The following is an 11,697-nucleotide window of genomic DNA, read 5'->3' as shown; positions in this document are numbered from 1 at the left end:
TAGACACCTGAATGGTCAGCAGGGTCGCGCTCGTTCGCAACTCGCCATCAGCAACCGGTCAAACCATCACGAATCTCACCAACGCCGGGGCCGTGGGGTTACTGCGACCGCCTGGTCTCTCTCATCGGTCCGCTGCGCGGAGACGCCAACCGTATCGGCGGTGTCGCCTACTTGCACAACGCCGAGGAGTCAGCGGTCGTCGACCTCTTCCCCCTCGCGGTGGACGAGCACACCAGGATTTTCACCCAGAGCACACGCGGCGAATTTATCGAATACCTCAGGAACAGGTTTTCTCCGAAGCCCGGAAGAGACGCCGCTGATCGGTTGCTGAAAGGTTCCGAAGGCCCCGCGAAACCTTTGATGCTCTACGCGGCGGACATCGTGAAAAAGCGCGATCATTTCGTCCTGAGTCCCGAACAGCGGGTCGCCTACAACCAGGTGATGAACGCGGTCGAGGACGCCCGGAGGGCGAAGCTACGATGGGTCGTCGCCGTCACCGGAGGCCCGGGGAGCGGCAAGAGCGCCGTTGCCCTGCAATTGCTCAGTGACCTTGGTGCCAGAGGAATCACCGCCTCCATCGCAACCGGTTCCCAGTCGTTCACCCAGAGCCTGCGCCGGTTCGCCGGTGGGGGGAACGGCCGACCGCAGCAACTCTTCCAGTACTTCAACAGTTTCGTCGAGGACAAAGGCCCCCGGCAGATAGTTCTCCTCTGCGACGAAGCCCACCGTCTCCGCACCACGTCCAGACTTCATTTCTCGCAGAAGCACCTCGAGACGGGCCGTCCTCAGATCGAGGAGTTGGTGAACGCGGCCTACGTGCCGGTTTTCCTTCTCGACGAGCACCAGGTCGTCAGGCCGGACGAGGTGGGAAGTCTGGCCGCGATCCGCGGCTACGCCGACGCGGAAGGACTCGCGTTCACCCACGTGCACCTGTCCGAGCAGTTCCGTTGCGGCGGCAGCGACCTGTACGACCAGTGGGTACGCGACCTTCTGGGCCTTCCTCTCAACGATCCCGCTCGCACGCCCGGGGCCTGGCCGGGCGACGAACGCTTCGAGGTCACCCTGGCCGGGACTCCGGCGGAGATGGAGGCGATTCTCCGGGAGAAGATGCGGATGGGATACAGCGCCCGCATCTCAGCCGGGTTCTGCTGGCCGTGGAGCAAACCGGTCGACGACAGGCTGGTGCCCGACATCCGCATCAACGGGTGGGAACGCCCGTGGAACGTCAAAGGCGAACGGAAGGTCGGCAACGCCCCCGCCCAGTCCTTCTGGGCGCTGGCGGAGGGCGGCTTCGATCAGGTCGGATGCGTCTACACCGCCCAGGGATTCGAGTTCGACTGGGCCGGTGTCATCATCGGCCCCGACCTCGTCGCCCGAAGCGGATATCTCCGGACGAAGCGGGACGGCAATCGTGATCCAAAGGTCAGCGCGCGCTCTGTGGAGGACCCGAAGTTCAACCTGCTCGTCCGCAACACCTACAAGGTGCTCCTGACCAGAGGGCTGGCCGGTGTCGTCATCTACGCCGTCGACGACGAGACTCGAGAGTTCCTCGCCGAACTGATCAAGTGAACCGGCCGATGCGAGTTGCGGCAAACCACTTCTATGAGCGGACCGACCAGCGCACCGGCTCGGCGAGTACGGCGGCGGCGCCGTCGAGGTCGGCCAGCCGGGCGGCGAGGGTGGCGACGGCGAGGCGTTCGGGGAGCGCCGCGCTGAACTTCAGGCCGTTCAGGGCCTTCTCATCCACGTCGGGAAGGCAGAGCCGCCCGGCGGCGCCGGCCGTTCCGGTCCTCCACATCTCGGAGGTGAGGTCGTCGCGCAGGCGGACGGAGCCGTGGTCGACGCGCTGGCCGGGGACCGCGACACCCTCCAGGGTGGCGGCCAGCGTGGTGTTGGTACGGAAGCCCGCCCAGGTCCACCAGCGGACGTCGCCTGTCCCGGGATTCCGGGTGACGACCGTGCCGCCGGGGTGGACGACGCCGGGCGCGTCCTCCCTGACGGCGGCGAGCCGCTCGGCCGCGCGGCGGCTGAGCCGTACCGGCGGGTCGACGCCGAGCAGGACCGAGCGCATCGCCCGGGAGAGCGCGAAGGAGAGCCCGCCGTACCCGGTCCCGCCCCAGCGGGCCCTGCCGTGCCCGTCCGCGGGCTCGACGAAGCAGCGCCGCCGCGGCCAGTCGATGTAGGTGACCCGCCAGGTGCGTCCGGCGAGCAGCAGCAGACGGGGGCCTTCGACCTCCTCGGTGAGGAGCGCCGGATCGGTCCGCCCGATCTCCTTGCGCCCGGACAGCACGGTGAACTCGGGCGCGGCGGTGAAGACCGCGGTCATGTCCATGAAGTGGCGGCGTCCGAACCGGCGTTCGGCCTCGGGGCCGATGAAGAGCATGCCGCCGTCCTCGTCGAGGTATCCGCAGGCCAGCAGGTGCCGGAGGATCGGCGCGGCCGGGGCGCCGAAGGGGCCGAGCCCGTTCCACCACTCCTGCCAGGTGCGGTCGCCGATCCGGTGCTCCTGCAGGCAGAGGGCAAGGATCTGCTGGGCGGCGACGTGCCGGGGTTCGGGTGGCGCGGTGACCGGCTCGACGTACCCCTGCCCCCACAGGTGCAGAAGCCCCGCGGCCTGCAGCAGTGCGTCCTCGTCCAGGGTCAGGAACAGGCAGTTGCGGACGGACCCGGGCCTGCGGCCGGTGCGGCCGATCCGCTGCAGGAACGAGGCGACCGTGGCCGGCGCGTCGATCTGGACCACCCGGTCGAGGTCGCCGACGTCGATGCCGAGCTCCAGGGTGGAGGTGGCGACGATGACGCAGTCGCGCGCCTCGGCGAACGCCTGCTCGGACCGGCGCCGCTCGTCGGCGGAGAGCGAGGCGTGGGACAGGAACACGGTGACGCCCCGGGCGCGCAGCGCGTGCCCGATCTCCTCGACCAGCCGCTTGGAGTCGCAGAACACCAGCCGCTTCTCCCCGCGGTGCAGCGTGGCGAGGATCATCGCGGCGTTGGAGACGGATCCGACGTAGTCGAGCTCGACGTCCCCCGGCGGCACCGCCGGGGGCGTCATCGGGGACACCGTCGGGGACACGGCCGGGGACACCGTCGGGGACACGGCCGTCCCGCCGCGGGCCGTGCGGCCCGGCACGGGCACGGACGGCGTCTCCGTCTCCGGGGCCACGACCTTCCCCGGCCTGTTCCCCGCTCCCGAACCCTGCAACCAGCCGAGCAGCTCCCGCGGGTTGCCCACGGTCGCCGAGAGGCCGACGCGCTGGATCGGCCGCCCGGCGAGGCGGGTGAGCCGTTCCAGTACGGCCAGCAGGTGCCAGCCCCGATCGTCGCCCGCGAAGGCGTGCACCTCGTCGACCACGACCGCCCGGAGCCCCGCGAAGAACCGCCGGTGGTCCACTTTCATGCTGACCAGCATCGACTCGATGGACTCGGGCGTGGTGAGCAGGATGTCCGGCGGGCCGCGCAGGATCCGCCCGCGCTGCGCGGCGGAGACGTCGCCGTGCCAGAGCGCGGCGCGGCGGCCGGTCCAGCCTGCGTAGCCCTCCAGCCGCGGGAGGAGGTTGTTGAGCAGGGCCTTGATCGGGCAGACGTAGAGCACGGACAGTCCGCGCCAGCCCGCGGTGGTCATCCGGCTGATCAGGGGGAACATCGCCGCCTCGGTCTTGCCGCCCGCGGTGGGCGCCAGCAGCAGGGCGTCCGATCCGGCGAGCAGCGGCCCGACGGCGGCCTCCTGCAGGGGGCGCAGTCCCGGCCAGCAGAGCGTGTTGACGATGTGGTGCAGGACGACGGGGTGAAGGGCGTCCGCGGCCCGGGAGGGCCCGGCGCACGAGGACCCGCCGTCCGGGGGCCCTGCGTCCGGGGGCCCTGCGCTCACGGCAGGTCCAGCTCGACGTCGTCGGTGGTGAGCGCGTTCCGCTCGATCTCGTTGAGCTCCGCGGAGCGCACGGTGAGCCGGTAGTGCTCGCGGGGGTCGAAGTCGGCGAACTGGTCGACCCGGTCCAGGACGTCGCCGACGAGCTTCTTCAGGAAGACCCGGGGCGCGACCCCCGCCCTGCCGCCGAGCGAGCCCGCGACCGCCTCGGCCAGCAGCGCGACGTAGGCGTCGTCGACCAGCTCGGGCACGCGGGGGGAGGCTCCGGCCGCGTACAGGTCGCGGACCCGGCCGCCGAGTTCCAGCAGGCCGTCGCGGGTGAAGCCGGGCAGCCGGATCTGCACGGCGCGCGGGTTGTCGAAGCGTGGGTCGGTGGTGAAGTCGGCCGCCAGCCGGGAGGCCAGCGGGGGCAGCCGCTGCAGGCCCTGGTGGCCTTCGAAGAAGGCCGGGGTGCCGGTGACGAGCACGTACAGTCCGGGGAAGCGCCCGGAGTCGATCTCGTCGACGAGTTGCCGCAGCGCGTTCAGCGCCTTGTCCCGCACGTCGGAGCGGACCCGCTGCAACGTCTCGACCTCGTCGAGGACGAGCAGCAGGCCCCGGTGCCCGGAGTCGCGCAGGACCGTCAGCAGCCCCTGCAGGAAGCCGAGCGCGCCGAAGTGGTCCAGGTCTCCGCGCACTCCCGCGGCGCGCTTGGCCGCCGCCGACACGTGCGGCTGCCCGCCCAGCCAGGCGAGCACCCCTTCGGCGGTCGCCGGGTCTCCCCCGGCGACGGCGGCCCGGTAGCCGCGCAGCGCGGCGGCGAAGGTGGGCGCCGAACGGCTGACCTCGGTCAGCCGTTTCTCCAGCAGCGACTCGACCGCTCCGTTGAGCGCCTCGGCGTCGGACTCGGGGACGCCGGCGGCCAGCGCGTCCTCCTCCAGAGTGAACATCCACGCGTCGATGACCGAGCGCAGCGCGCTGGGCGGGAACTCGGCCGTGGACAGGTTCTCGCAGAGCCGCCGGTAGACGGTCTCCAGCCGGTGCAACGGCGTCTCGGTCTCGGAGATCTGCACCTCGGCGACGGCCAGGCCGTGCCGCTTGGCCCGCTCGGCGAGCCACCGGGCGAAGAACGTCTTGCCGGAGCCGTACTCTCCGCGGACCGCTTTGAAGACCGCGCCGCCCCGGGCCGCCGTGTCGAGCTCGGCGTCGAGCGCGGCGGTGAAGCGGTCGAGGCCCACCGCCAGCAGGTCGAGCCCGGCGGAGGGGACGGTTCCGCGCCGCAGGGCGTCGATCACCTCGCGGCGGCGGCGTTCACTGACCTTCACTGCCTGCCCCCGAACGGCTTCGCGACTCCGAACTGCTCGGCCAGCAGGACGGTGTCGAGCTCCACCGTCACCTCGTCGGGGTCGTAACCCACCGGATCGTAGCCGTCGACGCTGAGCACTCTCCGCACCGCGGCCAGCACGTTGCGCAGTCGCGCGGCGGGGACCTCCGCGACGGCCGAGAGGGTGCTCTCATGCAACCGGCCGCCGCCCTCGAGCAGGGCGCCCAGCACGGCGCGGACCCGGGCGTCGTCGGGGGCGGCCCGGCCCGCGCGGGCCCGCTGCGCCGCGTACAGCTCCGATCCGAGCAGGTCGTCGAGGAAGCGTTCCCAGCCGGGACCGGCCGGAGCGGACGGGGCGGACGGGGCGGACGGGGCGGACGGGGCGGACGGGGCGGACACCTCCTCGATCGCGATCAGCTCGGCCTGCCCCTCGAGGGTCTTCGACCGGGACCCGGCCTTCGCCCGCGCCGTACCGGCGGGCGCCGCCGTCCCCGGCGCCGCGATTCCCGCCGTGCTCCCCGGGGTGACCGCGCTGTGCCACCAGGCGGGCTCCTGGGCCGGGGCGGGCCGCCATCCGGCCACCTCGTCCACCGGGGTGGCGCTGAACACCGCGAACGGCACCGCGACCTCGGCTCCGGACGCGCCGCCGTGGTACCCGGCGCGTTTGTACCCGTAGCGGACGTCCTCCCGCCAGGGCAGCACGACGGCGCCGCCGCCGAGGAGCACCCGCCGTCCCCTGACGAGGACCTCCCCGTCCTCCGGCGGCCTCTTCGCCGGCCGCCAGCGCCCGGACTCCGAGCCGGTGCCGGAGCGCAGCTCACTGTCGCGTTCCACCACGTGGCCGTGGTCGGCGGTGAGGACGAGCAGACGCCCGGAGATCCGGGCGGCGTCCAGCAGCGCCTCCAGGTGCGTCACCCGGTCGGCGGTCCACGCGATGGCCGGGTCCGCCTTGTCCAGCGAGTCGTCGACCGTGTTGAGCACGACGCCGACCACCTTGGCCGATCCCTCTACCGCCGACCTCACCGCGGGAGCGAGGGCGTGCCCGCCGGGGGCGCGCAGGTCGTCCTTGTGGAACACCCGTGCCTGCGGGTCGCCGGCGGCGCCGGGGAAGGCGGTCTTCTCGTCGTGCTGCCCGCCGGCGTGCAGCACCCCGGTGAGCAGGCTGGTACGGCAGGTCTCGGTGACGGTGGGCAGGGCCGGGAGCAGCACTCGCCGGTGCCCGAGGGAGGAGTCGACCAGTTCGGTCCAGCGTCTCGCGGCGAGGCTCTCGGCCAGCTCGGCGAGCACGCCCGCGGACATCCCGTCGAGGACGACGAGGAGCGACCTGCCGAGCGGGCGCACGAGCACGGCCAGTGCCGACTCGATCGGGACCAGGCTGCCGGGGTCGCTGTCGGCGCCGACCGCGGCGGCCAGGTGTCCGGCGAGCCCGCGGTCGCGTTCGGCGCGGCGGGCCGCGACGGCGGCCAGCAGGTCCCGGTAGACGGCGGCGACCGTGCCGTCGGGGTCGCGCACCCCCCGGAAGGCCCACTCCACGTAGGCGCCGGTGCGGACCTGGTCGTGCAGCGCGTCGGCGAGGGTGGCGGCCGCTCCGCCGGGCACCGCCAGCCACCGGACCAGCCGCAGCGCCATCCGCGCGGCGTCCGCACGCGCCGCTGCCGTGCCCGCGGCGTCCGCGCGCGCGTTGAGCCCGGCCAGCTCGTGTGCGACGATCCGGCCGTGCGCCGTCTCCGCCTCGCCCAGCGCCGCCGCGTCCGGGACCGGGAGGCAGCGCCGCACCGCCGTGGCGAACGCGCGCAGCCGCAGCTCGTAGGAGCCGGGCAGGAGCGTTGAGTCGGCCAGGAGCTTCTCGGCGTTGAACTCCCGCAGCAGCGCCTCGGCCCGTTCCAGCAGGCTGTCGGGGCGGTCGAGCCGGCCGATCAGCGCCTCCGCCGCCCTCGACCAGGTCCGCGCCTGGTCGGCGGGCAGGTCCGCGCCGCCGACCCTGGCCCTGAGCAGCCCGCGGGCCTCCGCGGCGTCGCGCGTGCCGTCCTTCCAGAGCAGGCCGGCGACCAGCGCGAGCGGTACGGCGTCGCCCCCGTGCCCGGCCTCCACCGCGCGCAGGGTCCAGGTTCCGGCCACCCCGGTGGTCCCGCTGAGCCAGCCGGTGAGTCCTTCCCGGACGTCGACGGGCAGGGACGTCAGCCGGTGGACGGCGACCGGGTCGAGACTCCAGCGCAGCAACCCGGGCGCGTCGGCGTGGGCCGGGGGGACGTAGCGGTCGCCGTCCCGGGACACGCCCAGCACGGCCGAGGCCAGGTGGCCGAGGGCGTGGTCGAGGGTGAGCGTCCCGCCGGGGGCCTTCGGCCAGCCCTCGGCGGGCTCCCAGCGGGCCAGGGCTCCGGCGGCCCAGCCCTCGTCCAGCAGCCGCGGGTCGATGTCCCGCGCCCGGAAGGACTGCTTGAGCATGTCCCAGGGGCGCAGCGTGGTCAGCCGTCCCTTGGTGAAGTGCGCGCGGATCCCGATGCCGAGGTCGTCGTCGTCGAGATCGGTGAGGATCACCAGGTAGCCGTCGCCGTGCCGGAGCATCGCCTCCCGTACGGCGAGCGGGGACGGGCAGACCTCGACCCGGACGGGGCTGCCGTGCACGGAGAACTCCCGCTCCCCCGTCCACTCGGGGCGCGTCTGGATGCCGATCACGCCCCTGCTGCGGCCGTGCTCCTGGAGTTCGGCGACGGCCTGGCGGACCACCGGCGGCGTCGCGGGGATCAGGGAGGCGCCGGACGGCGGCTGGGGCCGATGGGCCTGCGGCGAGAGCGCGGTCACGGTCGCACGCTCCAGCCGACGGTGATCTCCGCGTCGGGGTGGGCCGCGGCGAAGGCCCGCAGTTCCGCCACGACGTCGGCGATCCGCGCGGCCTCGACCGTGACCGATCCGCTCACGGCCGATCCGCCCGGGGCGGGCGCCGTCCCGCCCCCGTGTTCCCCGCCGTCCCGCCCGGCGGGCACCGTCCCCGCTCCGGGCCGGTCCACGGGCCCGGGGACGACCGGCGGAGCCGGAGGGCCGGGAGGGGCCGGATCGGGCCGGACCTGTCCGGCCAGGATCAGTTGGGCGGTGCGCCGCGTGTGCAGCAGCACGGTCCCCAGCGGCTCCTGGAACTCATTTCGGGCCGCCGCCTCGCGGAGCCTGGCCAGCGCCGCGACGGCCTGCGGGTCGTGGGCCATGGAGGCGACGGCCTCCAGCAGGCCCCAGTCCATGTCCTCCAGCCGCGCCGCGACCTCCCGGGCGGTGCTGAGCGACTTGGCGAGGACCTCCTCCATGACGGACACCGGCGCGTCCGCGAGGACCTCCGCGAGGTCGGCCGCCTCGTGCTCGGCGAGCAGCCGGGAGACCAGCCCCGCCGCGTCCTGCGCGGTGGAGAGCCTGCCCGAGTCCTCCGCCAGTCCGAGGAGGTCGCGGTGGGCGCCGAGCGCGGTGACGAGCTCGCGGGCGGGGGCCTGCAGCTCGCGGGCGCGCTCCCGGACGTCGGCGGCGAGGCGGTTGACGTTGGCCGCCGTCCGCAGCGGGGTGACGTGCACGCCGAAGAGCTTCGCCGCCCGCTCCACGGCCCGCCGCCAGGTGGACTCGCCGGGCAGCCGGGGCAGGCGCAGCTCGTAGCTTCCGTCGATGCGCTCCAGCGGCGGCCGGGCGACGGGCCCGCTGCCGTTGGAGTACCACTCGCGGTCCTGGGCGAGCGCGAAGGCCGCGATGACCAGTCCCCGGGTCAGCGGGTCGAGCCCGCGCGGCTGCGGCCGGTCGAGCCACTCGATCAGCCGGCCGACGCCGATGACCTCGTCGAGTCCCTCCTGCGCGGCCCGCTGGGTGAAGTGCCTGCGCAGCGGGAAGGTCTCGGCGCTGAACAGGAAGGCGTTCTCCAGCGCCTCGCCGACCCCGAGCGGGTTGGCGACCTTGCGGAGCACGTCGCGGTCCCTGGCGGCCATCGGGACCCGTCCCGACTCCTCGGCGGCGGCGCTGTCGAGATACTGCAGCACGACGGCGGCCTCGGCCCGGCGGACCTCGCCCGCGAACTTCGGGTGGTCGGGGTACTGCGAGCCGAGCAGCTGGTCGAGCAGGTGGGTGAGGCAGTCCGCGAGCCGCGCGCCGACCGGGGCCCCGAGGTTGAGCCGGGGTTCGAGGGTGGCGAAGCAGGCACTGTGCCCGCGGGCGGCGTCGATGTCGGCGGAGTTGCGCGAGGCCGCGCCGTACGCCTGCTGGACGACCTGCCGGAGCTTGGCCTCCAGAGCGGTCTTCCGGTTGCTCAGCAGCGCCTTGGCGGTGGCGCGGTCCTGGACCGAGAGGTGGCTGGCGTTCTGCTCGTAGCGGTCGGCGGAGGCCAGCAGGTGGCGCAGCGCGACCAGCTCGCCGAGGTCCTTCTCCCGCTCCTCGGTGAAGAAGGCGGGGACCCAGGCCACGCTCCGGCTCTCGACGCCCTCGCGCTCCAGCTTCTCGAAGCGGGCGAGGTCGTGCTCGGGGCCGTACCCGGCGTCGTCGAACGGGAAGTCGATGACCAGCTTCCAGCGGTCGCCGTCGGCGAGCAGGGCGTCCCGGCCCACCAGCTCCTCGTTGCGGATGTTGCCGTAGACGATGTCGACGACCCGCCGGCTGCCCCGCCAGACGAACGAGTGCGTGTAGGCGCCGCCGAGCGTCTCGGCCGGCACGGTCACGCCGAGCGACTCGAAGACGAGCTCGCGCAGCAGGCGCTGGCGCTCGCCCTTGGTGTCCTGGTTGCGGACCCGCTCCAGCACGCTCTCGTAGTCGACCCCGGCGAGCTGGACGCTGATCAGCGGGTCGGCCTCGTCGTCGGCGAGGTGGATCTCGCTGACGCCGGAGGCGGCCAGGCCGCGGAAGAGCGCCAGGACCCGCTTGTCCTCCTCCCCCTTGAGCGGGGTCACGATGGTGCCGTGGTTGAGCGCGGCCAGCTTGCGCGAGGTGAGCGTGGCGAGCGCCGGGACGCCGGGCGCGAGGGCGGCCAGCAGGGCGGTCTTCACCAGGCGGGCGTCGGTGACGAAAGCGTGCGTGCGCGGCAGGCCCCTGGTCTCCTCGACGGAGGCGAACCGGTGCCTGCCGAGCAGCCGGGGCAGCAGCTTCTCGTCGTACAGCGAGCGCGCGTTGGCGAAGTGCCGCTTCATCTCGTCGGTGAACGGCACCACGCCGGAGTCCATCAGCACGTCGTAGACGTCGCCGACGGGGATGATGTCGTCGACGGTCAGCTCGTCCCGGCCGCGGCGCAGCAGCTCGGCCATGGTGCGCAGCGCCGTACGCTCCCGCTGGAGCAGCCCGGACAGCGCCACCATCGTGGCGACCAGCGCCGGGGAGAAGGGGTAGGTGGCCTGGAAGGCCGCCGCGTCGGAGGAGCCGTCCGGCCCCTCCAGCAGGACGTTCCACACCTTCGGCTCGCGGGTCACCTTGACGAAGGCCGCCGCCAGCGCGCCCTGCGCCCCGGGCCTCTCCTTCAGCAGCCGGCGCTTGACGATCACCGGGAGGTTCCGGTCCTCCAGCGTGATCTGGTTGAAGCGGTCCTCCCACCAGCGGAACGTCTCGCCGATGGCGTACTTCTCCGCGCCGGGGATGTTCGTGCCGAGGAAGTCGCGCAGGTCGCGCTGGCGGGCGACGAAGGAGACCAGCGGGACGGCGCGGTGCGTGGAGGCCGACTCGACCAGCTTGGCGACCTTGGAGCCCTCCCGGCCGACGAAGGCCGGGTCGGAGCTGCGCGAGGCGAGCCAGAGCACCAGCTCGTCGAGGAAGAGCACGACGCAGTCGTAGCCGAGCCGCCTGGCGTGGGCGCTGACCGCCTCCAGCCCCTCGTCGAGCGGGAGGTAGGCCGCGCCGCGCGTGTAGCCGGTGAAGTAGGCCCCGACGAGCGCGGAGACCAGGCTGCCGCGCGTGGGGTCGCCGACCTCGGCCCGGCGGGCCTGCCCGTAGGAGGCGGTGTCCCAGTTCCCGGCCAGGCCGCCCCACCGGGGGTCGGACATCTTTCCGAGCCCGGCGAAGAACGCCTCGTCCCCGAGGCGGGCCCGCAGGTTGTCGGCGTCGGCGAAGAGACTGTCGGTGCTGTGCACCTCGGGCAGCGGCGTGTCCGGGTGCAGGCGGCGGACCTGCTCGAGGTAGCCGCCGAGCACGGCCGCCTCGATCGTCTCGGCGCCGACCAGATGATAGGTGAGGCAGAGGATCCTCCGGCCGGACAGCCACGGGTCGTGCTTGGCGAGCGTCGGCGCCAGGTCCCGCAGCCCCCGGGCGTCCGGGTCGTGCCTGAGCACGGCGTGCAGGACCGACATGAAGTGGCTCTTGCCGGAGCCGAAGGAGCCGTGCAGGAAGGCCGCGTCGCTCCGGTTCTTCTCCAGCGCGCCCTTGACCAGCGAGAGCGCCTCGTCGAAGCTGTCGGCGAGCTGCGGCGTGACGACGTAGCTGTCCAGGGTCGCCCTGACCTCGGAGACACCGTCGCTGAGCTTGAGCACGAAGTCGTTCGCGCTCAGCTCCTCGGGGATGTGGAGGACGTCCCTGAGGGGGGTCGCCATGT

Annotated in this window: 5 protein-coding genes; 1 reads left to right on the top strand and 4 read right to left on the bottom strand. The window is 73.3% G+C overall.

Annotated elements, in window-relative coordinates:
- Positions 1-171: 171 nt before the first annotated feature.
- Positions 172-1,569, top strand: a complete 1,398-nt coding sequence (locus tag FHS22_RS12490) for a DUF2075 domain-containing protein (RefSeq protein ID WP_184941234.1) — start codon at positions 172-174, stop codon at positions 1,567-1,569.
- Between the two features lie 31 nt (positions 1,570-1,600).
- On the opposite strand, the gene FHS22_RS12485 is transcribed toward FHS22_RS12490, so the two are convergent.
- Genes FHS22_RS12485 through FHS22_RS12470 form a run of 4 tightly spaced genes read right to left on the bottom strand, consistent with a single transcriptional unit; the run spans position 1,601 to position 11,695 of the window.
- Entirely contained in the window at positions 1,601-3,865 is a 2,265-nt protein-coding gene (locus tag FHS22_RS12485; protein WP_184941232.1) for a DEAD/DEAH box helicase, read from the bottom strand.
- Positions 3,862-5,166, bottom strand: coding sequence for a BREX system ATP-binding protein BrxD (brxD, locus tag FHS22_RS12480; RefSeq protein ID WP_184941230.1), 1,305 nt, complete (start codon positions 5,164-5,166; stop codon positions 3,862-3,864). The genes FHS22_RS12485 and brxD overlap by 4 nt, the downstream gene beginning before the upstream one ends.
- A complete protein-coding gene (pglZ, locus tag FHS22_RS12475) occupies positions 5,163-7,967 on the bottom strand; it encodes a BREX-2 system phosphatase PglZ (protein ID WP_184941228.1) in 2,805 nt (934 codons plus the stop codon). The genes brxD and pglZ overlap by 4 nt, the downstream gene beginning before the upstream one ends.
- Positions 7,964-11,695 carry a BREX-2 system ATPase PglY family protein gene (locus FHS22_RS12470; RefSeq protein ID WP_184941226.1) on the bottom strand — a complete coding sequence of 1,244 codons (3,732 nt, stop codon included), beginning with the start codon at positions 11,693-11,695 and terminating at the stop codon, positions 7,964-7,966. The genes pglZ and FHS22_RS12470 overlap by 4 nt, the downstream gene beginning before the upstream one ends.
- Positions 11,696-11,697: the final 2 nt, after the last annotated feature.

The sequence above is a fragment of the Thiemannella venezuelensis genome (genome assembly GCF_014203605.1).
GTDB classification, from domain to species: Bacteria; Actinomycetota; Actinomycetes; order Streptosporangiales; family Streptosporangiaceae; genus Planomonospora_A; species Planomonospora_A venezuelensis.
Note: the sequence above shows the minus strand (reverse complement) of the source record. Positions and strands in the feature narration are given on the sequence as shown.

Excerpts from the sequence above, each read along its gene's own strand:
- FHS22_RS12470 (WP_184941226.1), bottom strand. The coding sequence starts at position 11,695 with ATGGCGACCCCCCTCAGGGACGTCCTCCACATCCCCGAGGAGCTGAGC.